General features: G+C 72.1%; 22 protein-coding genes. 13 read left to right on the top strand and 9 right to left on the bottom strand.

The features are described 5' to 3' along the window. Positions 1-104 precede the first annotated feature (104 nt). Together BLU95_RS15705 and BLU95_RS15700 are read right to left on the bottom strand one after the other, a co-directional pair. On the bottom strand, positions 105-1,235 hold the full coding sequence (locus BLU95_RS15705; protein WP_093860567.1) for a sensor histidine kinase: 1,131 nt from the start codon (positions 1,233-1,235) through the stop codon (positions 105-107). A gap of 87 nt (positions 1,236-1,322) precedes the next feature. Next, the gene (locus BLU95_RS15700) at positions 1,323-2,060 is read right to left on the bottom strand and encodes a response regulator transcription factor (RefSeq protein WP_093864899.1); all 738 of its coding nucleotides are present in this window, start codon (positions 2,058-2,060) and stop codon (positions 1,323-1,325) included. A gap of 549 nt (positions 2,061-2,609) precedes the next feature. Between BLU95_RS15700 and BLU95_RS15695 the strand changes: the two genes are divergently transcribed. The 4 genes from BLU95_RS15695 to BLU95_RS15680 all read left to right on the top strand — a co-directional run bounded on the left by BLU95_RS15695 (position 2,610) and on the right by BLU95_RS15680 (position 8,012). Continuing rightward, entirely contained in the window at positions 2,610-3,407 is a 798-nt protein-coding gene (locus BLU95_RS15695; RefSeq protein WP_093860566.1) for a rhomboid-like protein, read from the top strand. 245 nt (positions 3,408-3,652) lie between these two features. Beyond that, positions 3,653-6,121, top strand: coding sequence for an endopeptidase La (gene lon / locus BLU95_RS15690; RefSeq protein ID WP_093860565.1), 2,469 nt, complete (start codon positions 3,653-3,655; stop codon positions 6,119-6,121). A 118-nt stretch (positions 6,122-6,239) separates the two neighbouring features. Beyond that, complete coding sequence (locus BLU95_RS15685; RefSeq protein WP_093860564.1) at positions 6,240-6,773, top strand: GtrA family protein; 534 nt, start codon at positions 6,240-6,242, stop codon at positions 6,771-6,773. Between the two features lie 24 nt (positions 6,774-6,797). Continuing rightward, positions 6,798-8,012 carry an ROK family transcriptional regulator gene (locus BLU95_RS15680; protein WP_093860563.1) on the top strand — a complete coding sequence of 405 codons (1,215 nt, stop codon included), beginning with the start codon at positions 6,798-6,800 and terminating at the stop codon, positions 8,010-8,012. Between the two features lie 13 nt (positions 8,013-8,025). Here BLU95_RS15680 and BLU95_RS15675 read toward each other — a convergent pair whose 3' ends face one another. Beyond that, a complete protein-coding gene (locus tag BLU95_RS15675; protein WP_093860562.1) occupies positions 8,026-9,123 on the bottom strand; it encodes an ABC transporter permease in 1,098 nt (365 codons plus the stop codon). A gap of 111 nt (positions 9,124-9,234) precedes the next feature. Between BLU95_RS15675 and BLU95_RS15670 the strand changes: the two genes are divergently transcribed. Beyond that, on the top strand, positions 9,235-9,708 hold the full coding sequence (locus BLU95_RS15670) for a MarR family winged helix-turn-helix transcriptional regulator (RefSeq protein WP_231978583.1): 474 nt from the start codon (positions 9,235-9,237) through the stop codon (positions 9,706-9,708). A gap of 191 nt (positions 9,709-9,899) precedes the next feature. After that, positions 9,900-11,453 carry an MDR family MFS transporter gene (locus tag BLU95_RS15665; RefSeq protein WP_231978582.1) on the top strand — a complete coding sequence of 518 codons (1,554 nt, stop codon included), beginning with the start codon at positions 9,900-9,902 and terminating at the stop codon, positions 11,451-11,453. Positions 11,454-11,784: 331 nt separating this feature from the next. On the opposite strand, the gene BLU95_RS15660 is transcribed toward BLU95_RS15665, so the two are convergent. Further along, complete coding sequence (locus tag BLU95_RS15660) at positions 11,785-12,039, bottom strand: hypothetical protein (RefSeq protein ID WP_093860561.1); 255 nt, start codon at positions 12,037-12,039, stop codon at positions 11,785-11,787. Positions 12,040-12,068: 29 nt separating this feature from the next. Then, positions 12,069-13,262, bottom strand: a complete 1,194-nt coding sequence (locus tag BLU95_RS15655; RefSeq protein WP_093860560.1) for an inorganic phosphate transporter — start codon at positions 13,260-13,262, stop codon at positions 12,069-12,071. A gap of 335 nt (positions 13,263-13,597) precedes the next feature. On the opposite strand from BLU95_RS15655, the gene BLU95_RS15650 reads away from it, so the two are divergent. From BLU95_RS15650 to BLU95_RS15640, 3 genes are all read left to right on the top strand, one after another. Continuing rightward, on the top strand, positions 13,598-15,343 hold the full coding sequence (locus BLU95_RS15650; RefSeq protein ID WP_231978581.1) for a C40 family peptidase: 1,746 nt from the start codon (positions 13,598-13,600) through the stop codon (positions 15,341-15,343). An 86-nt stretch (positions 15,344-15,429) separates the two neighbouring features. Then, a complete protein-coding gene (locus BLU95_RS15645) occupies positions 15,430-16,014 on the top strand; it encodes a hypothetical protein (protein WP_159424897.1) in 585 nt (194 codons plus the stop codon). A gap of 1,592 nt (positions 16,015-17,606) precedes the next feature. Further along, positions 17,607-18,095 carry a hypothetical protein gene (locus BLU95_RS15640; RefSeq protein WP_093860558.1) on the top strand — a complete coding sequence of 163 codons (489 nt, stop codon included), beginning with the start codon at positions 17,607-17,609 and terminating at the stop codon, positions 18,093-18,095. Positions 18,096-18,615: 520 nt separating this feature from the next. Here BLU95_RS15640 and BLU95_RS15635 read toward each other — a convergent pair. The 3 genes from BLU95_RS15635 to BLU95_RS15625 are packed head-to-tail and all read right to left on the bottom strand — an operon-like array spanning position 18,616 to position 19,435. Continuing rightward, positions 18,616-18,843 (bottom strand): hypothetical protein, encoded by a 228-nt coding sequence (locus tag BLU95_RS15635; RefSeq protein WP_093860557.1) that lies wholly within the window; start codon positions 18,841-18,843, stop codon positions 18,616-18,618. Then, the gene (locus tag BLU95_RS15630) at positions 18,840-19,073 is read right to left on the bottom strand and encodes a hypothetical protein (protein WP_093860556.1); all 234 of its coding nucleotides are present in this window, start codon (positions 19,071-19,073) and stop codon (positions 18,840-18,842) included. The genes BLU95_RS15635 and BLU95_RS15630 overlap by 4 nt, the downstream gene beginning before the upstream one ends. Next, positions 19,070-19,435 (bottom strand): ATP-binding protein, encoded by a 366-nt coding sequence (locus tag BLU95_RS15625; RefSeq protein ID WP_093860555.1) that lies wholly within the window; start codon positions 19,433-19,435, stop codon positions 19,070-19,072. The genes BLU95_RS15630 and BLU95_RS15625 overlap by 4 nt, the downstream gene beginning before the upstream one ends. 294 nt (positions 19,436-19,729) lie before the next feature. Here BLU95_RS15625 and BLU95_RS15620 point away from each other — a divergent pair, with 294 nt between their 5' ends. The 4 genes from BLU95_RS15620 to BLU95_RS15605 all read left to right on the top strand — a co-directional run bounded on the left by BLU95_RS15620 (position 19,730) and on the right by BLU95_RS15605 (position 21,438). Continuing rightward, complete coding sequence (locus tag BLU95_RS15620; RefSeq protein ID WP_093860554.1) at positions 19,730-20,593, top strand: helix-turn-helix domain-containing protein; 864 nt, start codon at positions 19,730-19,732, stop codon at positions 20,591-20,593. Beyond that, positions 20,586-20,777, top strand: coding sequence for a DUF397 domain-containing protein (locus BLU95_RS15615; protein WP_093860553.1), 192 nt, complete (start codon positions 20,586-20,588; stop codon positions 20,775-20,777). Before BLU95_RS15620 ends, BLU95_RS15615 begins: the two co-directional genes overlap by 8 nt. A 215-nt stretch (positions 20,778-20,992) precedes the next feature. Then, positions 20,993-21,211 (top strand): DUF397 domain-containing protein, encoded by a 219-nt coding sequence (locus BLU95_RS15610; protein ID WP_093860552.1) that lies wholly within the window; start codon positions 20,993-20,995, stop codon positions 21,209-21,211. Positions 21,212-21,246: 35 nt separating this feature from the next. Beyond that, positions 21,247-21,438, top strand: coding sequence for a DUF397 domain-containing protein (locus tag BLU95_RS15605; RefSeq protein WP_093860551.1), 192 nt, complete (start codon positions 21,247-21,249; stop codon positions 21,436-21,438). 189 nt (positions 21,439-21,627) lie between these two features. Here the strand turns inward: BLU95_RS15605 and BLU95_RS15600 are convergent, their stop codons facing one another. After that, positions 21,628-22,230 carry a CatB-related O-acetyltransferase gene (locus BLU95_RS15600; RefSeq protein ID WP_093860550.1) on the bottom strand — a complete coding sequence of 201 codons (603 nt, stop codon included), beginning with the start codon at positions 22,228-22,230 and terminating at the stop codon, positions 21,628-21,630. Positions 22,231-22,242 lie beyond the last annotated feature (12 nt).

Here is a 22,242-nt window from a genome sequence, read left to right as displayed (position 1 = left end):
CGGATCTGTGACATCCGTCCCGGTGCCGAGGGTCCGCCCGCGTCCCGGTGCCGACGTCCGTCCGCGTCGTCGGTCCGGGGTCGGACCGACGACGCGGACGGACGTCAGCGCGGGCCGGGCAGCCGGACCTCGATCCGGCAGCCGCGCTCGGCCTCGGCCACCTCGATCCGCCCGCCGTGCAGGTCCACCGCCCAGCGGGCGATGGCCAGGCCGAGGCCGGTCCCGCCGTCGGCGCCGGGGCCGGCCGCGGTCGCGGTGCCGCTGCGGCCGAACCGCTCGAAGACCCTGGCCCGGTCCGCCGCCGGGATGCCGGGACCCTGGTCCTCGACCTCCAGCAGCAGGGCCCCGGGGCCCTCGTCGGGCCTGGCCCGCACCGTCACGGTGCCGCCGGGCGGGGAGTGCTTGCAGGCGTTGTCGACCAGGTTGGCCACCACCTGGTGGAGCCGTTCGGTGTCGGCGACGCCGGTCAGCCCGGCCGGGCTGACCTCCAGGGCGAGCCGGACGTCGCCGCGCCGGGAGAAGGCCCCGCCGGCCGTCGCGCCGTCCACGGTGACCCCGCGCAGCACGCCGTCCAGGAACTCGCGCACCTCGAACGGGCGCGCGTCCAGGTCGACCACACCGTCGTCGATCTTGGAGAGGTCGAGCAGGTGGGTGACCAGCCGGCCGAGCCGCTCGGTCTGCTCCAGCGCGGCACCCAGGGTCGCCGGGTTGGGCTGGACGACGCCGTCGACCACGTTCTCCAGCACGGCCCGCAGTGCGGCGATCGGCGTGCGCAGCTCGTGCGAGACGTTGGCGACCAGCTCGCGCCGGTGCCGGTCGGCGGCCTCCAGGTCGGAGGCCATCTGGTTGAAGGTCGCGGCGAGCTCGCCGATCTCGTCCCGCGAGTTCACCTCGACCCGGCGGCTGTAGTCGCCGGAGGCCATCGCGCGGGCGGCGGCGGTCATGTCGCGCAGCGGGGCGGTCAGCCCGTGCGCGAGGAACTGCATGAAGAGCAGCGAGGCGATCATCGAGAAGATCATGATGATCCGGATCTGGGTCTCGGACCGGATCGCCACGACCACCATGCCGGTGGCCAGGAAGACCGAGACGATCACCAGGAGGGCGAGTTTGCCCTTGATGGAGCGGACCGGGTCGAGCGGCCGGATGTCGGCCCAGACCCGTTTCGCGGCGCGGGCGGCCAGGGTGGGCGGCCGACCGCCGTCGATGTCCCCGTTGCGTTGCTGTGGAAAGGTCATTGGTCCTGTGGTCCCCCGCATGGGTCCGCCGCACGGCGGTTCGGGACAGCGGGCCCCCCGGCGGCCCGGTGTCCGAGGGTGGTGCCGCTACGAGAGCGGGGCCTCCAGCGCGTACCCGACACCGTGCACGGTGCGGATCCAGCTGGCGCCGATCTTGCGGCGCAGTGCCTTGACGTGGCTGTCGACGGTGCGGGTGCCGGACGCGTCCGTCCAGTCCCAGACCTCGGCCAGCAGCTGCTCACGGGTGAGCACGGCGCGCGGCTGGGCGGCCAGGCAGGCGAGCAGGTCGAACTCGGTCGGCGTCAGGTGGACGTCGCCCGAGGCCAGCCGGACCCGGCGCTGCACGTGGTCGATCTCCAGCTCGCCGAAGCGCAGGCTGCCCAGCGCGGGCGTCCGGGCGGCCTGCTGGGCGCGCTCGACGCGGCGCAGCAGCACGTTGACCCGGGCGGCCAGTTCGCGCATGGAGAAGGGCTTGGTCATGTAGTCGTCGGCGCCGACGCCGAGGCCGACCAGCAGGTCCGTCTCGTCGTCCCGCGCGGTGAGCATCAGGACCGGCACCGGGCGCTGGGCCTGGATCCGGCGGCACACCTCGAGGCCGTCGAAGCCGGGCAGCATGATGTCGAGGACGACGAGGTCCGGCTGCCAGGTGTGGAAGCCGTCGACGGCGCCGGGGCCGTCGTGGGCCACCGCCACCTTGAAGCCCTCCGCGCCCAACCGGGCCGCGATCGACTCGGCGATCGTGGGTTCGTCCTCCACCACCAGCACTCTGCGCTGGCTGCTCACCGTGCCGCCGGTGTTCTGGTTGTCCTGCTGAATTTCTGTCACGGTCACGCCACCGCCCCCAGGGCTGCGGGCCGGCCACCTGTGGGGATGGCGAAGGCTCCGCTTCGTAGTCTTGTTCCGTCGTGGACTGTGCCGGGTCCGCCGTCCCGTCGCGTGCGCGGGCGACGGCGAGGGCGTGGGCCGCTCTCCGTCTCCCGTACACCTCGCAGCGTACGGACCGCAGGTGATTCCCGGCAGGTGGACCGGACATTTCCGGCCCGCGGGCCGGACTGTCGGACCGGCTTTCGGGCCCACCGGGAAGTGGGCACGGGCCGATACCTTACCCGGCGTTTTTTCACTCCGTAACGGTACGTATGCACATGAGTTGACGCCAAGCCGCCGGTCAGGGCGGAAAGCGGTCCCGAAAGGGAGGGAAGGTCTGGACCAATGCGGACCTCTGCGGACCCCGGATCCTCACGGCGTTCTCCCAGCGGACTCCCAGGCACCGGACGTACCGTGGCCACGACAAATTCGTGGGGGTGGGATTTCCGGTACGCGCCGGTACGTTGGACACGCGCGGGTGACGGCTGCGGGCGTTGGAGCGGAGGCGGCATGACGGAGCGGCAGGTGCCCGCCGGGCGCGGCGGGCCGCCCTACGGGATGCTCCGGGCCGGTCTGCGGACCGGTGCGGTCGACTGGATCCTGGCCCGGGTGCCGACCCTGCGCCGCAATCCCTTCGCCCTCGGCTACCTCGCCGTGGTCGGCGCCACCACCACCTTCGCCGGGCTGGCCGACCCGGAGCTCGTGCTCCGGCTCCAGGAGGCGTCCAGCTCGGACGGGCACAACCTGCTGCAGCACCCGCTGCGTGCGCTGCTGTTCAGCGGCTTCTGGGTGGCCGGGCCGGTCTGGATGCCCTACCTCTGGGCCTTCGCCCTCACCGTCGCACCGCTGGAGCGCCGGGTCGGCCCCGGCCGGGCGGCCGTCGTGTTCGCGGCCGGGCACATCACCGCCACCCTGCTCTCCCAGGGCGTGGTCGTCGTCGCGGTGGCGAGCGGGCGGCTGGAGCCGGCCGCCATGGACTACCTCGACATCGGTGTCAGCTACGGCGTGCTCGCCAGCCTCGGCGGGCTGGCCGGGCTGCTCCGGCCGGCGGGGCGCGCGGTCGCGCTCGCGCTGGCGGTGGCGATGATCGCCGACCAGATCGCCGCCGACCGGGACCTCGTCACCGGGGTCGGGCATCCGGTGGCGCTGCTGGTCGGGGTGGCGCTGTGGCGGTGGCTGCGCCGCTGGGAGGGGCACCGGCCGCGCCGCGCCCCGTTCGGCCTGCCCGCCGAGCTGTCCTCCCGGCCGGCGCCCGCGTCCCCGGCCCGCCGGGCCGCGCCCGGGCCCGTGTGGCCGGGCCGCTCCTGAGTCCGCGCGCCGGAGTCGCTCCCGCTCGCCGGGAGGGACCGCTCGCCGGTCCGCGCGGCGGCGGGTGCTCCCCGGACCGTCCGGTGGGACCGCTTCCCGGTCCGCCCACCGGGTCTTTTTGACGGCCCCGCGACGGGCCGCGCCGACGCCGTTCTGTTCGCTCACGGCGAACACGCGGAGGGGAACATCCGGCGGCCGCCAAGCCTTAGTCAGGTCGACTCAAGTTCACTGACTGGGGAGAGATCATGGCATCGACGTCCACACCGCTCACCCTGCCCGTGCTGCCGCTCGACGACGAGGTCGTCCTGCCGGGCATGGTCGTCCCGCTGGACCTCAAGGACGCCGAGGTCCGCGCCGCCGTCGAGGCCGCGCGCGCCGCCGCCACCGGCACCGCCGGGAAGCCCCAGGTGCTGCTGGTCCCGAGGGTGGACGGCTCCTACGCGGCGGCGGGCACCCTCGCCACCGTCGAACAGGTCGGCCGACTGGCCGACGGCCCGAACGGGATCGGGCAGCCGGCCGCGCTGGTCCGCGCGGTGCGCCGGGTGCGGATCGGCGTCGGCACCACCGGCCCGGGCGCCGCGCTCTGGGTGGAGACCACGCCGTTCCGCGAGTCCTCCGTCGGCACCCCGGTGGCCGGCCGGGCCGCCGAGCTGGTCAAGGAGTACAAGAGCCTCTCCACCCAGTGGCTGCGCCGCCGCGGCGCCTGGCAGATCGTCGACCGGGTGGCCGCGATCGAGGGCGTCGGCGAACTCGCCGACAACATCGGCTACGCGCCCTTCGTCACCGCCGAGCAGAAGCTCAAGGTGTTGCTGGAGGCCGACCAGGTCGCGCGACTGGAGTACGCGCTCGGCCTGCTCCGCGACCACCTCGCCGAGGAGGAGGTCAACGACACCATCCGCAAGGACGTCGAGGAGGGCGTCGCCAAGCAGCAGAAGGAGTTCCTGCTCCGCCGCCAGCTGGAGGCCGTCCGCAAGGAGCTGGCCGAGCTGAACGGCGACCCGGCCGACGAGGAGGACGACTACCGCACCCGGGTCGAGGCCGCCGACCTCCCGGAGAAGGTCCGCGAGGCCGCCCTCAAGGAGGTCGACAAGCTGGAGCGGGCCAGCGACCAGTCGCCCGAGGGCTCCTGGATCCGCACCTGGCTGGACACCGTGCTGGAGCTGCCCTGGAACGAGCGCACCGAGGACAGCTACGACATCGCCGGCGCCCGCGCGGTGCTGGACGCCGACCACGCCGGCCTGGCCGACGTGAAGGACCGCATCGTCGAGTACCTGGCCGTCCGCAAGCGCCGGGCCGAGCAGGCGGCCGCGGGGCGGGCGGCCGCGGGCGAGCAGGACGGCCGGGTCGGGACGGTCGCCCCGAAGAGCGGCGGGCGGCGGGCGGGCGGCGCGGTGCTCGCGCTGGTCGGCCCGCCCGGGGTCGGCAAGACCTCGCTCGGAGAGTCGGTGGCCCGTGCCATGGGCCGCAGCTTCGTCCGGGTCTCGCTCGGCGGCGTCCGGGACGAGGCGGAGATCCGCGGTCACCGGCGCACCTACGTCGGCGCGCTGCCCGGCCGGCTGGTCCGGGCCCTCAAGGAGGCCGGCTCGATGAACCCGGTCGTGCTGCTCGACGAGATCGACAAGGTCGGCTCGGACTACCGGGGCGACCCGGCCGCCGCCCTGCTGGAGGTGCTCGACCCGGCGCAGAACCACACCTTCCGGGACCACTACCTGGAGGTCGAGCTGGACCTCTCCGACGTGGTCTTCCTCGCCACCGCCAACGTGCTGGAGTCCATCCCCGAGCCGCTGCTCGACCGGATGGAGCTGGTCCGCCTGGACGGCTACACCGAGGACGAGAAGGTCGTCATCGCCCGCGACCACCTGCTCCCGCGCCAGCTGGAGCGGGCCGGGCTCAAGGACGAGGAGGTCGCGGTCGACGAGCCGGCGCTGCGGAAGCTGGCGGGCGAGTACACCCGCGAGGCCGGCGTCCGGAACCTCGAACGGGCGATCGCCCGGGTGCTGCGCAAGGTCGCCGCGCAGACCGAGCTGGGGGAGCGGGAGCTGCCCGCCGCGATCGGCGCCCAGGAGCTGCGGGCCCTGATCGGCCGGCCGCACCACGTGCCGGAGGCGGCCCAGGAGCCCGCCGAGCGCCGCACCGCGGTGCCCGGGGTGGCGACCGGCCTGGCGGTCACCGGGGCCGGCGGCGACGTCCTCTACATCGAGGCCTCGCTCGCCGACGCCGAGACCGGCGGCACCGGCCTGACCCTGACCGGCCAGCTGGGCGACGTCATGAAGGAGTCCGCGCACATCGCGCTCTCCTACCTGCGTTCGCGCGGGGCCGAGCTGGAACTGCCGGTCACCTCGCTGCGCGACCGCGGCGTGCACCTGCACGTCCCGGCCGGGGCCGTCCCCAAGGACGGGCCGAGCGCCGGCATCACCATGACCACCGCGCTGGCCTCGCTGCTCTCCGGGCGCAAGGTGCGCACCGACGTGGCGATGACCGGTGAGGTGTCGCTGACCGGGCGGGTGCTGCCGATCGGCGGGGTGAAGCAGAAGCTGCTCGCCGCCGACCGGGCCGGGGTCACCACGGTGATCATCCCCAGGCGGAACGAGGCCGATCTGGACGACGTCCCGGCGGAGGTGCTGGCGCGGCTCACCGTGCACCCGGTGGCCGACGTCCGGGAGGTGCTGCGGCTGGCCCTGGAGCCCGCCGAGGTGCTGGCCGCCGTCGCCTGACCCGCTCCGCCGGGGCCGGGGCCCCTTCCCCGGCCCCGGTCCCGGCCCCCCGCACGGAGCCCGTCCCGCCCGGTCCGCCGGACGGGACGGGCTCCGTGCGCCGTGCCAGACTGCGAAGATGCCGTCCCTCACCCAGCGCGCCCTGGCCCGGGTACCGGGCCGGGTCCGTCCGGCCCTGGTCCGGCACCGGCGGCTGGTGAAGTTCCTCCTGGTCGGCAGCGGCTGCTTCGCCCTGACGGTGCTGATCAACTACGCGCTGCGGTTCACCGTCATGCCGAGGAAGCCGGTGCTGGCGCTCACCGTGGCGACCGTGGTCGGCACCGTCGTCTCCTACCTGCTCAACCGGCGGTGGTCCTTCCGCTCCTCCTGGCGCCGGCGCGAGCCTCTGCTGTTCGTCCTGGTGAGCGCCGTGGCCGTGGCGGTGAACGACCTGCCGCTGATCGCCTCGCGCTACCTGCTGGACCTGCGCGAGCCCTGGGTCAGCCCGTTCACCCAGGAGCTGGCCGACTTCCTGAGCGGGATGGTGCTGGGCACCTTCGTGGCGATGCTGTTCCGCTTCTGGGCCATGCAGCGCTGGGTCTTCACCCGGGTGGAGGAGGCCGGGGCGGGAAGCCCCGCGGGCGTCGGGGCCCTAGGCTCGGAGGGGCAGTAGCCGCGGCGGGAGCGGGTGAGGGTGATGCGTGAGACGGACGGCGCCCCGACCGGGCCCGCGAGCCAGCAGGGGATGCGCCGGGCCAATCTGGCGCTGGTGCTCGGTGTGATCGCGCACGCCCCGCGCTCGCGCGCCGAGGTGGCCGCCGGAACCGGGCTGACCAGGGCCGCGGTCTCCTCGCTCGCCGAGGAGCTGATCGGAGCCGGACTGGTGGTCGAGGAGGGCCCGGCCGCACCCAGCGGCAAGGTCGGCCGCCCCGGCACCGCGCTCGGACTCAACCCGGACGGCCCCGGCGGCCTCGGCGCCGAGATCGGGGTGGAGCACCTGGGCGCCTGCGTGGTCGACCTGCGCGGCGAGGTCCGCGCCTGGCACCGCCAGGAGGTCCGCAACCGGGGCCGGCGCCCCGCCGCCGTCATGGCCGACCTCGCCGAACTCGTCTGCCGCGCCGCCGCCGAGGCCGGACCGCGCCCGGCCGGGCTGGCCCTGGCGGTGCCCGGACTGGTCGGGATCGATGGCGCACTGCTCCGGCGGGCCGCCAACCTGGGCTGGGAGGAGGTGCCGCTCGCCGCCGAGCTGCGGCTCGCGCTGCGCGCCGCCGGCGCCGGGGAGCTGGCCGAGCTGCCGCTGCGGGCCGACAACGAGGCCAACCTGGGCGGGCTCGCCGAACGCTGGCTCGGTGGCGGACCGTCCGACTTCCTGCACGTCTGCGCCGAGGCCGGGATCGGCGCGGCGGTCGTGGTCGAGGGGCGGCTGCTGCGCGGCGCGCGCGGCTTCGCGGGCGAGCTGGGGCACGTCCCGGTGCATCCGGACGGTCCGCGCTGCGCCTGCGGGGCGCACGGCTGTCTGGAGCAGTACGCGGGGGAGGCGGCGGTGCTGCGCGCGGCCGGTCTCGAGGGCGTCCGGGGCGACTGGGTGGCGCTGCTCGCCGAGCGGGCCGGGGCCGGGGACGAGGAGGTGCGGCGGGCGCTCGCCGGGGCCGGGGCCGCGCTGGGGATCGCCGTGGCGGGAGCGGTCAATCTGCTGGACCCGGCGGAGGTGGTGCTGGGCGGCGGCTACGCGCAGCTGGCGCCCTGGCTGCTGCCCGCGATGCGGGCCGAGCTGGCCGCCCGGGTGACCGTCCGTCCCTGGGCGGACGAGCGGCTGACGGTCTCCCGGCTGGGCCGCCGCGGCCCCCTGCTGGGGGCCGCGGCGGGCGTGGTCCGGTCGGTGCTCGCCGATCCGGGCCGGCCGGGGGCCTGAGGGCCGGCGGCGGTCAGCTCTCGACGAGTTCGCGGCTGCGGTGCGAGGGCCGGCGCAGGACGGCGGCGAAGGTCACCGCGATCCCGGCCAGGGCCCAGGCGAGCAGGACGAGCAGCGGCCGGGTCAGCGCGCTGCCGTCGAAGTAGGTGACGGAGCGGGTGGCGTCGGTGCCCGCGCCGTTCGGGAACCAGGCCCCGATCGCCCGCCAGAACGGCGGCATCAGCGGCGGCGGGAAGACTCCGCCCGCGCTGGGGTTGCCGAGCACCACGAAGAGCAGCACCGCGACGCCGATGCCGATGATGTCGAACAGGCACTGCAGCGCCATGGTGAACGCGCCCACCGCGAAGACCACCAGCGCGCCGACGGCGGACATCGACCAGAACGGTCCCGGCAGCGCGTCCAGCACCGACTTGACGATGATCGTGCCGCCGATGCCGGCCGCGACCGAGTAGAGCGCCAGCGTGCCGAGCCGGATCACCGCCCGGTTGCTGTTGGCGGGCTTCGCCCCGGCGCTGACGCCGAGGATGGACGCGACCAGGTAGCCGCCGACGCACCAGCCGATCACCAGGTAGAAGGAGGAGAGGCCGTTGGCGTCGCCCTTGGCGAGCGGCACCACGTCCTCGACCTTCACGGTGCGGCCCTGGGTCTTCTCCAGGCCGGTGACGATGCTCTCGGCGGCCCGGGCGGCGGACGGGCCGCGCGCGTTGGCGACCAGCAGCACGTCTTCGGTGGAGGCGGGGTCCACCACCAGCGCGGCGTAGACCTTCTGGTCCTTGATCTGCTCGGTGGCGGTCTCCGCGTCCGGCGCGGTGACGGCCTTCACGGCCTGGTCCGGGACGGACTCCAGGCCCTGGACGAACTTGGGGGCGACCTGCGGCGGGGCGACCACCGCGATCGACAGCTCGTGCGGGGTGGGGTGGTGCAGGGCGCCCACGTACGAGGTGACGAAGCCGAGCTGGAGCAGCAGCACGCCGATGACCAGCATCGCCGCGCGCGGGGTGACCGCGCCCTTCAGCTCGGCGGCGAAGCCCTTCCGCGGCTCCGGGGCCGATGCCCGCGCCGGCTCCGGTGTGGGTTCCTGCCCTGCCTGTTGCCCGGGGGCGGAGGTCATGCACATCTCCTTGTGTATCGGGGGAAACCGGATACTTAATAGCATGAACTAGTTTCCTCCGTGTTTCTCCCGCGCCGCAGTGCCCCGGGCGGGCTGCGGGATACTGGCGCGGTGAAGGTGCCGAACGAGGAGCGCGACGAGCAGCCCCTGCTGGCCGTGGAGCGCGAGGTCGGGGTGTTGTTCCGGCGGGGCCGGGCCCGGGTGGCGGAGCTGTCCCGGCGGGTCCATCCGCAGCTGGAGGGCATGGCGTACAGCCTGCTGGCCCATGTCGAGCAGGCCGGGCCGGTGCGGGTGACCGATGTCGGGGTGCACTTCGCCGTCGGCAAGGCGACCGTCAGCCGGCAGATCCGGGCGCTGGAGGAGCTGGGCCTGCTGGCCCGGGAAGTGGACCCGCTGGACCGCCGTTCGGCGCTGGTGTCGCTCACCGAGGACGGTCGGCGGCGGTTCCTGGCGGCCCGGGACGCCCGGATGGGCCGGGTGCGGGAGCTGATGGCCGACTGGTCGCAGGAGGACGTGGTCCGCTTCGCCGAACTGCTGCACCGCTTCAACGACGTGGTGGGCGAGGCGGCCGTGCCGAGCGCCTGAGCGCCTGAGCGCCCCGGTGCGCGGGTGTGCGGACGTGCGGTGTGCGGGTGCGTGGGTGCGTGGAAGTCCGAGCGGTCTGCCGGGAGCCCGGGCCGAGGGTCGGTCCGGGCTTTACTTGTTCTTGAAGAATGTTGCCCTAGTCAACCATCTACGCCTATGGTTGTGTCAGGCAACTATCCCGAAGGACCTCGATGACCGCCACCGCCACCCCGACCGCCACGACCGGAGCCGCCGCCGACACCGACCAACCGATGACGCACCGGCAGGTGATGGAGGCGCTCTCCGGCCTGCTGCTCGGCCTCTTCGTCGCCGTGCTCTCGTCGACCGTCGTCTCCAACGCGCTGCCCCGGATCCTCACCGACCTGCACGGCGGGCAGTCCGCCTACACCTGGGTGATCACCGCGACCCTGCTCACCCTCACCGCCTCCACCCCGATCTGGGGCAAGCTCTCCGACCTCGCCAGCAAGAAGCTGCTGCTGCAGATCGCGCTGGTGATCTACATCGCCTCCTCCGCGCTGGCCGGCTTCTCCCAGAACACCGGCCAGCTGATCGCCTGCCGCGCGCTCCAGGGCATCGGCGCCGGCGGTGTCACCGCGCTCGCCCAGATCTGCCTGGCCGCGATGGTCCCGCCGCGCGAGCGCGGCCGGTACAGCGGCTACTTCGGCGCCGTCTTCGCCCTCGCCACCATCGGCGGCCCGCTGATCGGCGGCGTCATCGTGGACACCTCCTGGCTCGGCTGGCGCTGGTGCTTCTACGTCGGCATCCCGTTCGCGCTGGCCGCCATCCTGGTGCTGCAGCGGACCCTGAAGCTGCCCGTGGTCCGACGCAAGGTCCGGATCGACTACCTGGGCGCCCTGGTGATCACCGGCGCGGTCAGCCTGCTGATGATCTGGATCACCCTGGCCGGCAAGAACTACGCCTGGCTCTCCTGGCAGACCGCGGCCATGGTCGGCGGCGGACTGCTGCTCGGCGCCCTCGCCGTGGTGGTCGAGCGCCGCGCCGCCGAGCCGATCATCCCGCCGCACCTGTTCCGGCACCGGACGGTCACCCTGTCCGCGCTGGCCAGCGTCCTGGTCGGGATCGGGATGTACGGCGCCACCACGTTCCTCAGCCAGTACTTCCAGCTCGCCCGGGACAAGTCCCCGACGGTGGCCGGCCTGATGACCCTGCCGATGATCCTCGGCCTGGCCGTCTCCTCCACCGTGGCGGGCCGGCTGATCACCAAGTACGGCCGCTGGAAGGCCTACCTGGTCGCCGGCACCCTGCTGCTCGCCGTCGGGTTCGCCCTGCTCGGCACCGCCCGGGCCGACACGGCCTACGGCCTGCTCTCGGTCTACATGGCGGTCACCGGCATCGGTCTCGGCCTCACCATGCAGAACCTCGTGCTCGCCGTGCAGAACACCGTGCCGCGCGCCGAGCTCGGCGCGGCCAGCTCGGTGGTCACCTTCTTCCGCACCATGGGCGGCGCGATGGGCGTCTCCGCGCTCGGCGCGCTGATGAACAACCGGGTCGGCCACTACCTCGCCGAGAACCTGGCCGCCGCACACGTCCCGGTCCCCGGCGGCGCGCTCGGCGGCGGCATCCCGGACCTGCACAAGCTGCCCGCGCCGCTGGTGCCGCTGGTCACCGACGCCTTCGGGCACGGGGTCGGGGTGGTGTTCCTGGTCGCGGCGCCGTTCGCGCTGCTGGCCTTCGTCACGGTGCTGTTCGTGCGGGAGACGGTGCTGCGCACCGCTCAGGACTGATCCCGGGACGGGCGCCGGTTCCGTACGGATGCCCGTCCGGTCGTGCGGACGCCTGCCCGATCGCCGGGCGGGCGTCCGCTGCGTCGTACGGGTGCGCGGCCGCGGTCCTGGCACGTGTCCGCCCGGCACCCGGGGTCGTCCCCGTGCCCGTCGTCCTCGTGCCGGTCGTCCCCGCGACGGCCCTCCCCCCGCCGGTTGTCCGCCCGACGCCCGGGCGGGTGTCCGGCACGCCGTCGGGGCGTCGGACGCCGGTACCGAAACGGCCGGAGGGCCGGGAGTGGATCACCACTCCCGGCCCTCCGGCCGTTTCGTGCGGGGCCGCGCGGTCCGGCTACTTGCCCGCGATCAGCGACAGCCCGTAGAGGACGGCCGCGCCGCAGACGGCGAAGCAGGCGTAGGCGCCGGCCAGGGCCAGTCGGCCGCCGTTCGCCGGGGCGCCCGGTCCGGCCGCCTCGCGCTGCGCGGTGAGCGAGGCCTCGCGGCGGGAGAGGGCCAGGATGCCGAGTGCGAAGACGGCGACGACGGCGACGGTGACGCCGAAGCTGACACCTGCGGTCTGGGCCAGGGCGTTCCACTTGATGTGCATGGTGTTTCGAGCTCCTCAGCCGGCGGCGGTCAGGCCGCGACCGTGGTCGAGGCGGGGGTCGGGGTGGCGGGCGCGGCCGGGCCGACCTCGACCGGGGTGACGTCGGCGACCTCGGTGACGTCGTCGGAGGTGACGTTGTCCGCCCCGACCGGCTGGCGGCGGGAGATGACCCACATCGCGCCCGAGCCGGCCACCAGGGCGACGCCGACCAGCGCCACGCCCCAGTTGCCCTGCTCGGCGAGGAAGGCCGCGAGTCCGCCCACGGTGGCGGCGGCGGGCAGCGTCAGGCCCCAGGTGTAGACCATGCGGCGGACCATGCCCCAGCGCAGCTCGGCCTTCGGGCCGCCGAGGCCGGCGCCCATGATGCCGCCGGAGCAGACCTGGGTGGTGGAGAGGCCGAAGCCCATGTGCGAGGAGGTCAGGATGACCGTCGCGGCGGCCGATTCGGAGGCGAAGCCCTGGCGCGGGGTGATGTCCGCGAGGCCCTTGCCCATCGAGCGGATGATCCGCCAGCCGCCCATGTAGGTGCCGATCGCGATCGCGGCGCCGGCCGAGACGATGACCCAGGTGGGGGGCAGCGCGCCCTTCGGCAGGGCGCCGACCGAGACCAGGGTCAGGGTGATGATGCCCATCGTCTTCTGGGCGTCGTTGGTGCCGTGCGCCAGCGAGATCAGCGAGGAGGAGAAGATCTGGCCGGTGCGGAAGCCCTTGCCGACGGCCTCGTCCTTGCTCTTGCGGGTGATCGCGAAGGCGAGCTTGGTGGCGCCCCAGGCGGCCAGGCCGGCCACCAGCGGGGAGGCGACGGCCGGGATGAGGATCTTGCTGACGACGGTGTCGAAGTTGACGCCGTTGACGCCGACACCGACCACGGTGGCGCCGATCAGGCCGCCGTAGAGCGCGTGCGACGAGCTGGACGGCAGACCGCGCAGCCAGGTCAGCAGGTTCCAGAGGATCGCGCCGGCGAGTGCGGCGAAGATGATCTCCGGATGGATGCCCGCCTTCTCGTTGACGATGCCGCCGGAGATGGTGGTGGCGACCTTCACGGAGAGGAACGCACCCGCGAAGTTGAGGACGGCCGCGATGGTGACCGCGACCTTCGGCCTGAGGGCTCCCGTGGCGATGGAGGTGGCCATCGCGTTGGCGGTGTCGTGGAACCCGTTGGTGAAGTCGAAGGCGAGCGCCGTGATGATCACAACGGCCACCAGGAACGAGATGTGTTCCATACCCAAACAATCGTCGTAGTTGTCGCACAGACGTTGGCGTCGTTCGCGACCGTAGGGATGCTGGATGAACGGAAGGTGAACAGGCGTCGGAATCGTGGTTCCGATGGTGACCTGGGGGTGGCCGAGACCTTTCCGCAGGGTGTCCACGACCGCGCTGAGCTGGACATTAGTGGAGATCCGCCCGGTTCGCCCGTTTTGCTGAGAGCTGTCTCACAGCCGGGGCGAAAAATTCATCGAGCCGTACGGGTGCGGTCTGTTTCCGGCGAGTAACCCATGGCAGGATCTGCGGAGGTCCGGGGACCCCGGAGCAGGGACGGGCGGGGAGGGCGGGACCCATGGGCGGCGGCGTACGACGGGCGGAACCGACGGACGGACGACGGGCGGGCAGCCGCGGCGGCGGACAGCCGGCCTGGGTACGGGCCGCACTGCGCTGCGGCGCGGTCCTCGCGGCCGCCGCGCTCGCGCTGCCGCTGGCCGCGGGTGCGGCCTGGGCCGACCCCGCACAGCCGGTCCCCGGCACCACCGCGCCCGGCGCGCCGGTGACCGACCCCGGCGGCGACCCGCTGGCGGCCGCCAAGGCCACCCTCGGCCCGCTGCTGGACCAGCTGCACTCGCTCTACCAGGGCGCCGAGGCCGCCACCGAGCAGTACAACGCGGCCGTCACCAAGGTCACCGAGCAGCAGGCCTCGCTCGCCGAGCTCAAGTCCAAGCTGGAGCGCCAGGAGAAGCAGGTCGACGCCGGCACCGACATCGCGTCCCAGCTCGCCGCCGCCCAGTACCGCAACGGCGCCGCGTCCGCCTACGCCGAGCTGCTGCTCTCCAAGGACCCGTACGAGGCCGTCACCATCGCCGAGCTGCTCGCCACCGCCAGCCGCTCGCAGAACGAGTTCCTCGCGAAGCTGACCTCCGACCGGGACGCCCTGGGCGTGCTGAAGAAGCAGAACGAGGAGGCGCTCGGCACCTCGCAGACCCTGGTCAGCCAGCAGGACGCGGCCAAGGCGAAGGTCGCCGCCGACCTCGCCGCCGTCGAGCAGCTGGTCTCCTCGCTCACCGGGGCGCAGCGCGCCGAACTGGAGCAGGTCGAGAAGGCCAAGGCCGACGAGGCCCAGCTCGCCTTCCTCGCCTCCGGTGTGCTCGGCCAGGGCGAGCGCACCCCCTCGCTGGCCGGGCGGGCCGCCGTCGCCTTCGCGCTCGCCCAGCTGGGCAAGCCGTACGTGTGGGGCGGGGCCGGGCCGGACGTGTTCGACTGCTCCGGGCTCACCTCGCAGGCGTGGCTGCACGCCGGCAAGCCGATCCCGCGCACCAGCCAGGAGCAGTGGGCGCAGCTCCAGCACATCCCGCTGAACCAGATGCGGCCCGGGGACCTCGTCATCTACTTCGAGGGCGCCACGCACGTCGCGATGTACATCGGCGGCGGGCTGGTCGTGCACGCGCCGCGGCCCGGGTCGTACGTCAAGGTCGGGCCGATCGGGGCGAACCCGATCCTCGGCGCCGTCCGGCCGGACCCGAGCGGCGCCGCCGACGAGGCGGGCGGCACCTGGAAGGTGCCGGACCTGCCGGCCGGCTGGGACGCGGTCACGCCGATCGCGTCCAGCCCGCTGAACCAGCCGCCGGTTCCCGAGGGCACCGTGGTCCCGCCGGTCGTTCCGGCCCTGCCGGGCACGCCGACCGCTCCGGGCACGCCCGTGCCGGGTACGCCGACGCCGGGCACGCCCGACCCGTCCAACCCGGGCACCCCGACCGGCACCCCCACGGGGACGCCGACCGGGACGCCGACCGACCCGGGGACGGGCACGCCGACCACCACACCGACCGGGACTCCGACGGGTACGCCCACCGGCACGCCCACGGGTACGCCGACCGGGACACCGACGGGTACGCCCACCGGGACGCCGACCGGCACCCCCACGGGTACCCCGACCGGCACGCCCACCGAGACCCCGACGGGCACTCCGACCTCGACCCCGACCGGCACCGGCTCGCCCACCGCTTCGGGCTCCGCCGCGGCCACGGCCTCCGGTACCGCGTCGGCGACGGCCTCCGGCACCAGCACGGGCACCCTCCCGCCGAACCAGCACTGACCTCTCGGCAGGGCCGGGCTCCCGGAGGTCTCCGGGAGCCCGGCCCTGCCGCCTTTGCCGGTGCGGTCGCGTGGGAGGCTCGCCCCATGACAGGCGTGGAGACGTTCGGGGCGCATCTGTTGCGGGCGAGCACGGGCATCCTGGAGCGCCTGCCCGAGCCGGTGAGGGGCGAGGTCTACGTCCTCGCGCTCAACATCTGGCGGGTGGACGCCGACGACCGGCGCCCGTACGTCGACATCGGCCACAACACCGAGAGCCAGTACCAGGTGGCGGCGGAGACCGACCGGGACGAGGCCCGGTGGTTCTACGCCCACTGGATCCTCGACGGCTTCGACCGGCTCGGCAACGTGCCCGAGGACCAGGCCGGCGGCGCGCTGTGGAAGGCGGAGGCGGGGCGCCTCGGCCTCTGGTACGACGGCCCGTTCGACCTGGACCGACGCCTGGACGACCCTGCGGTGGCCGCCAGGGCGAACGGGCTGCGGCGGCATTTCCACGCGAGCGTGATCGACCTCGCCCGCCGGCTCAACGAGAGCGGCGAGGTGGAGCGGATCTTCGGCCGCCCGCTGCCGGTGGTGGTGTTCGACATGGACTCCCCGGGCTGGGAGGAGGAGGCCACCACGGCCGCCAACCCACCCGAGCTGATCACCGGCTTCCTGAGGCTCTACACCTGATCGCCGTCCCCCGAGCCAGTGCGGCGCGGGAAGTCGGTGCCGTCGACTTCCCGCACCACGAGCCATCTCCAGCTCGGGCTGCCCCTCGCTCGGGCGAGCGAGCAGCAGCCTCCGCCGGTCGGCTCGAAGTGGAAAGTCGGTCGGGTCGACTTCCTGTGCGGTCTTTGTCCGGTGCCCCTTGCTGGTGGCAAGGGGCACCGGATCTACTCCCCGCGCTGACTCCGACCACCGCTCCGGTCGTTCCCGCGAGCCGAGCGCGCACCGCTGGCCAACGACCTCCGCAGCGGGCCGGGACTGGGAAGTCGGAGTCGTCGACTTCCCAGCCCCAGCTATCCAGTACCGAACTGGGTGAGGTAGGGGTCCTGGAGGAGTAGGAAGTCGACGAGACCGACTTCCTACTCCTCCACAGCGGGGCTGACAAGGGAGCCACTGGGACCGAGCTGCGCCAGTGGGGGAGCAAGATGCCGGAACCCTCGACTTTTCCACGTGCGGCCGGTCCTTCCGAGCCCGACCGCTCTGGACCGCACCCCCTCACCACCTTGGAGCGGGAGATCGGTGGTCCTGACTTCCCGCCCGAGGTTCGTCGTCCGGCTGCCCCTCGCTCGGCCCGAGCGAGGGGCAGCCACTCACAACCCGCCGCTTCCCAGCGAGATCCAGGAGCAGGTGGAGCAGGAAGTCGACGAGACCGACTTCCTGCGGTCGGGGGCAGACCGTGATAGCCGGTATCCGGTGGCCCTTGTCGCACAAGGGCCACCGGATACCGGCGTACTTCTGGTGAGGGCGAGGCCGGGGGGAGTGGAAAGTCGATGCTGCCGACTTCCTGCTCCAAGGCTTGCTCTGGTGGCTCCCTTGCGGGCGGCAAAGGAGCCACCAGGGTCGAGATGCGTCTCCACGGCGTGGGAAGTCGGCGGTTCCGACTTCCCACGCCGGCCTCCAAGGTAGGACCACCTCACCTGATAGCTGCCCCTCGCTCGGGCGAGCGAGGGGCAGCCACCCCTGACCTGCCGCCCGCGATGAGGTCGGGGCTGACCGGCTCACTGCCCGGCCCGTAGCTGCGTGAGCTTGCCACTGCTCATTCCGGTGGCCCCCTTGTGCGACAAGGGGGTCACCGGAATGCCGCCGTCCCTCTCTGTGAGGACCAAAGCTGGCAGGAGCAGGAAGTCGAAACCGCCGACTTCCTGCTCCCGGGGCTTTGTCCGGTGGCTTCCTTGCGAGCGGCAAGGGAGCGACCGGGACCGAGCTGTGCCGGTGGTGGAGTGAGATGTCAGAACGGTCGACTTCCCGCGTACAGCCAGTTTTTCGGAGCTCCTCAGCCGGGCTCGGAGTGGGAAGTCGATGGGTTCGACTTCCCACTCCACGATCCGACTGCCGTGGACCGCTACCTGGGCTGCCGCTCGCTCGGTCCGAGCGAGCGGCACCCCTCACCACTTTGGGCTGGGAAGTCGGCGATCCTGACTGCCCACCCCAAGGGTTCCTCTTCCGGTGGCCCCTTGCGCAGCAAGGGGCCGTCCTGCCGGTGAGGCCCAATGCCGGGTTCTCCTGACGCCGATCTGGCATGAGCTCAAGGTGGACGGCCCTGGTTGGATGCAGGTATGAACAGCCACCAGGAATCAGGTCTCTCGAAGAGTGTCTGGAGTGATGCCGACTTCGAGGATATGGGCTGGCACGACGCCACCGTCCACGGTCTGCACGTGCAGCAGACCGATGACATCCTGCCGAGGCTCCTGCTCGATCTCGACTACATTGTCCGCTGGGTCCACCCGGTCAGGCCTGCCAAGACCTTCTCCTTCTGGGTCGCCCCCGCGACGCTCGTCTTCGAGCAGGTCTGGGACCTTGAGGGCGGCCTCGGCTTCAAGGACATGCACCCGGAACTGGAGATCGCCGACGTGCACCGGCTGGTGCCGGACGACGGCAAGCAGGACTGGCAGCAATGGCACATCGAGGGCCACTTGTTCGACCTGAAGTTCCGCGCGTCGGGATTCCGTCAGTACTTCCGCCACGCCCCGCGGCTCATGCCGGGCCCGGTCCTGCCCATTGCCGAGCGCGGCGGTTGCTGCTTCACCGAGGTCGGCTTCGCCTGAGCAGCTTCGGTACGACCGGGAACCGATAGCCGGACCACCGCAGGTCGGGTCTCAGAAGCGACCCGAGAGTGGGAGGTCGCCGGCGCCGACTTCCCACTCCACGATCCGACTGCCGTGGACGACTGCCCGGGGTCCCGCTCGCTCGGTCCGAGCGAGCGGCAGCCTCTCACCACCTCTGGGGTTCTCGTTTCGGTGGCCCCTTTGCGAGCGGCAAAGGGGCCACGAGGGGAGCAGGAGGTGGGTGGAGTTGGTTCGCCCGGGTTGTTACCTCCTGCCCCTCGCTCGGCCCGAGCGAGGGGCAGTCAACCGGTGGTCCTTGCGCGGCAAGGGCCACCGGAACGCTGCCGCCCTTCTGGTGAGGACGAGGCCGGGAGGAGTGGGAAGTCGATGCTGCCGACTTCCTGCGTCCGGGATCTCCCGCAGTGATTCCCCGCTGTGTGCAAGGGAGCCACCGGGACCGAGCGGCGGCCGCTGGTGGAGTGGGAAGTCGGAGCGGCCGACTTCCCACTCCCGGAGGGGGTCACTTGGGTATGCGGTGGCGGTCGTGGGGCTGCTGGTCGGCCGGGTGGGGGGTCCAGGTGTGTTCGGTGGTGCCGTCGGGGTGGGTGTGGGGTTCCCAGTGGCCGTGGCGGGTGATCTGGGGTGGGGGCGGGCCGATCTTCAGGGCGGTGACGACGCCGGTGACGACGGTGGCGATCGCGAGGGCCAGGAGGACGGCGAAGGCGGCGCCGACGAGGAAGGTGCTCACTCCCGGGGCACCTCCCGCAGCAGGGTGAGGAGGTTGAGGAGGGTGGAGACGGGGGCGTCGCCGAAGTCGACGAGGAGGCGGCCGTCGATGGTGGGGTCCGAGACGGCGGCGGAGCCCCAGCGCAGGCCGAGGGGTCTGCCGCGTTCGTGGAGTTCACGGAGGAGGGCGGTGACCTCGGGTTCGGTGTAGGTGCGCAGGATGCGGTCGTGGGGGTCGATGGGGGTGTTCACGCGGCGAAGTCCAGTTCGAACCAGACGACCTTGCCGGTCTTGGTGGGGTCGACGCCGAGGCGGTCGGCGAGGGCGCTGACGAGGTGGAGTCCGCGCCCGGAGACCGCGTAGGGGTCGGCGGAGATCCGGGGTTCGGGCAGCTCGGGGCAGTCGTCGCAGACGGCGACGCGCAGGGTGCTCGGCCGCAGGCAGACCAGGACGGCCGGGGCGGGGCAGCCTCCGTGCTGCCACGCATTGACGAACAGTTCCTGGAAGGCGAGTTCGGCGTCGGCGATGCTGTCCGGCGGCCACCCGGCGGTGCGGAGGAGGGAGCGGAGTTCGGCCCGGACGGCGGAGCAGTCGGGCGGGTTGCAGGCACGCATGGCGAACCTCCAGAGGGAGGGCGAGGGAGAGGGAGCGTCGACGGACGCGTCACTGTGAACGAGGCCAGCCCGGACTGGCTGCTCTGCGGTGCAAGAGGGCAGCATGCGCCTACTGCCCTGATGAACAGGCATTACTGACGACCCGTCGGATCGCTGTGATGTAGACCATAGCCGACAGCACCTCTATTTATAGGTATCGGCGAGAAAGTTCCCCCTACCGTGTGGTCGACCCGTAGTTGGACCGGCCCGCCGGGCGCGCGGCACACTGATCCCGCCCCCGTGAGAGAGGACGTCATGGCCCTTCGCCCAAATCCGACCCTCCGTCAACGTCGCCTCGGAAGTGAGCTGCGACGCATGCGGGAGCAGGCAGGGCTCGGTGGCAGCGAGCTCGCCAGGAAGCTCGGCATCAGCCCGGCCCAGGTGACACAGATGGAGATGGCGAAGATCGGCGTCAGTCCAGAGCGGCTGCGGATGGTCGCCTCGGCGTGCCGGTGCGCCAATGGGCCGCTGATCGACGCTCTCGCAGAGATGGCTTCGGAGCGAGGAAAGGGCTGGTGGGAAGACTATCGGGGTGTCCTGACGATCGATTTCCTGGAGGTTGCCGAGCTTGAAGCACATGCCAAGAGGTTGACGTTCTGTACCACCGCGTACGTTCCGGGGCTGCTTCAGACCAGTGCTTACGCGTCCGCGGTCTTTGCTCGGATGTTTCCACCGCTCCCAGCCAGGGATGTTGAAGCCAGGACTGCCTTTCGAATTCGTCGGCAGGAGATCGTTCGGTCAGGTTCCACGCCGTTGCGAACCTTCATCCACGAGGCCGCGTTGCGGATGCAGTTCGGTGGCTCGGCGGTGCTTGTTGACCAGCTCGGTGCTCTTCTCAACGACTCCGAGCACCCTGGAATCTCTGTGCGAGTGGTGCCGTTCGCCCTCGACACCTTCCCGGGGTCGGGCGAGAACCTGACCTTCGCCGAAGGGCCGGTTCCCGAACTCGATGCCATCGAGATGGATGTGTCCCAAGGAGCCCTTTTCTTCGACTCACAAGCAGACCTGGCCACCCATCGAGTCATCTTCTCGCGTCTCGACTCGACCGCTCTCGGTGAAGCCGATTCGCGTGAGTTCATCCGATCCGTCATGAAGGAAGTGAAGAGCGGACATGCCTAGCTCTGAGTGGCAGAAGTCCAGTTACAGCGCCTCGAACAACGAGTGTGTCGAGGTCAGGGTCGGCATCGAGGCGGTTGAGCTCCGCGAATCCGATGCGCCTGGCTTGGTCCTCGCAGCGGGGCCCGCCGTTTTCGCGGATCTCCTCGCCACGATCAAGGCCGGCGATCTCGACCACCACATCTGACATGGCTGGCCGCTCGCTCGGCCCGAGCGAGGGGCCAGCAACCTGCAAGTCGGGGGGTAGGAAATCGGACTCGCCGACTTCCTACTCCGTGCTTCCGCAGCCGGAACGTCCTGTTGCCTTCTGCCGCAGATGTCCAGCCGCTGATCGGTCAACCTGGGAAGTCGGCGCGTCCGACTTCCTGCATCAAGTCCGTGAGAAGGAAGTGAACAGCGATCATGGCAAACGGCGCATGGCAGAAACCCAGCTACAGCGGCGCGCACGACGAGTGTGTTGAGGTCCGTGCAGCCGCCGACGGGTTGGAGTTTCGTGAGTCCGACGACGGCGAGACCATCCTCCGCACCACCCCTGCCGCCGTAGCCGCGCTCCTCCACGCCATCAAGGCCGGCGAACTCGACCACCACGCTCAGCTTCTTGTGGCCCCTCGCTCGGGCTGAGCGAGGGGCCGCAAGCCGGTACGGGGAAGGACGGCGTGTTCAATCACCAATGGCAGAAGTCCAGCCACTCGGGTTCGAGCAACGCGTGTGTCGAGGTTCGCGTGGTGGATGGGTGGGTGGAGCTGCGTGAGTCCGACGAAGGCGATCTCGTACTCTGCGCGACCCGTGCAAATTTCACGAACCTCCTCGACTTCGTCAAGGCAGGCGAACTCGACCACCACATCTGACATGGCTGGCCGCTCGCTCGGGCCGAGCGAGCGGCCAGCCACCCTGCAAGCCTCTGGTCGGCGGGGAGTGGGAAGTCGGAACCGCCGACTTCCCACTCCCCGTTTCCAATGCTGCCCCTCGCTCGGAGCGAGCGAGGGGCAGCCGGATGAGAGGGGTGGCGGAGATGAGAGGTCGGTCAGGCCGACTTCCTAAGCAGGGGCGGCGGCTTCCAGCTCCTCGACGGTGCCGGACATGATCGTCCTGACGTGCCCGGTGATGTGCTCGGTGGGCCAGTCCCACCACGCCATGGCCAGCAGGCGGGCGATTTCGTCCTCGCTGTACCGGGAGCGGATCACCCGGGCAGGGTTGCCGCCGACCACCGCGTAGTCGGGGACGTCCGCCGTCACCACGCTCCCCGTCGCCACGATCGCGCCGTGGCCGATGCGGACGCCGGGCATCACCGTCACGCCGTTGCCGAACCAGACGTCGCTGCCCACCACCGTGTCGCCCCGGTTCGGCAGATCCGTCAGCAGGTCGAAGTGCGCGGCCCACGAGCCACCCATGATCGGGAACGGGAAGGTGGACGGCCCGTCGACCCGGTGGTTGGCGCCGTTCATGATGAAGCGCACGCCGGTGCCCAGCGCGCAGTACCGTCCGATGACCAGCCGCTCCGGCCCGTAGTGGTACAGCACGTTGCGGGTCTCGAACGCCGTCGGGTCGTCCGGGTCGTCGTAGTACGTGAACTCCCCGACCTCGATCAGCGGGGACTTCACCAGCGGCCGGAGCAGCACCACGCGGGGCTGCTCCGGCATGGGGTGAAGGAC

The organism is Streptomyces sp. TLI_053 (genome assembly GCF_900105395.1).
Lineage (GTDB): Bacteria > Actinomycetota > Actinomycetes > Streptomycetales > Streptomycetaceae > Kitasatospora.
This window is presented reverse-complemented; position numbering and strand designations above follow the sequence as displayed.

Bases quoted from the DNA above. Each gene is read 5' to 3' on its own strand.
- BLU95_RS15680 (WP_093860563.1), top strand. From the start codon at position 6,798: ATGCGTGAGACGGACGGCGCCCCGACCGGGCCCGCGAGCCAGCAGGGG.
- lon (WP_093860565.1), top strand. From the start codon at position 3,653: ATGGCATCGACGTCCACACCGCTCACCCTGCCCGTGCTGCCGCTCGAC.
- BLU95_RS15625 (WP_093860555.1), bottom strand. From the start codon at position 19,435: ATGCGTGCCTGCAACCCGCCCGACTGCTCCGCCGTCCGGGCCGAACTC.
- BLU95_RS15660 (WP_093860561.1), bottom strand. From the start codon at position 12,039: ATGCACATCAAGTGGAACGCCCTGGCCCAGACCGCAGGTGTCAGCTTC.
- BLU95_RS15685 (WP_093860564.1), top strand. From the start codon at position 6,240: ATGCCGTCCCTCACCCAGCGCGCCCTGGCCCGGGTACCGGGCCGGGTC.
- BLU95_RS15695 (WP_093860566.1), top strand. From the start codon at position 2,610: ATGACGGAGCGGCAGGTGCCCGCCGGGCGCGGCGGGCCGCCCTACGGG.
- BLU95_RS15620 (WP_093860554.1), top strand. From the start codon at position 19,730: ATGGCCCTTCGCCCAAATCCGACCCTCCGTCAACGTCGCCTCGGAAGT.
- BLU95_RS15675 (WP_093860562.1), bottom strand. From the start codon at position 9,123: ATGACCTCCGCCCCCGGGCAACAGGCAGGGCAGGAACCCACACCGGAG.
- BLU95_RS15615 (WP_093860553.1), top strand. From the start codon at position 20,586: ATGCCTAGCTCTGAGTGGCAGAAGTCCAGTTACAGCGCCTCGAACAAC.
- BLU95_RS15705 (WP_093860567.1), bottom strand. From the start codon at position 1,235: ATGACCTTTCCACAGCAACGCAACGGGGACATCGACGGCGGTCGGCCG.
- BLU95_RS15655 (WP_093860560.1), bottom strand. From the start codon at position 13,262: ATGGAACACATCTCGTTCCTGGTGGCCGTTGTGATCATCACGGCGCTC.
- BLU95_RS15650 (WP_231978581.1), top strand. From the start codon at position 13,598: ATGGGCGGCGGCGTACGACGGGCGGAACCGACGGACGGACGACGGGCG.
- BLU95_RS15645 (WP_159424897.1), top strand. From the start codon at position 15,430: ATGACAGGCGTGGAGACGTTCGGGGCGCATCTGTTGCGGGCGAGCACG.
- BLU95_RS15640 (WP_093860558.1), top strand. From the start codon at position 17,607: ATGAACAGCCACCAGGAATCAGGTCTCTCGAAGAGTGTCTGGAGTGAT.
- BLU95_RS15610 (WP_093860552.1), top strand. From the start codon at position 20,993: ATGGCAAACGGCGCATGGCAGAAACCCAGCTACAGCGGCGCGCACGAC.
- BLU95_RS15665 (WP_231978582.1), top strand. From the start codon at position 9,900: ATGACCGCCACCGCCACCCCGACCGCCACGACCGGAGCCGCCGCCGAC.
- BLU95_RS15600 (WP_093860550.1), bottom strand. From the start codon at position 22,230: ATGCCGGAGCAGCCCCGCGTGGTGCTGCTCCGGCCGCTGGTGAAGTCC.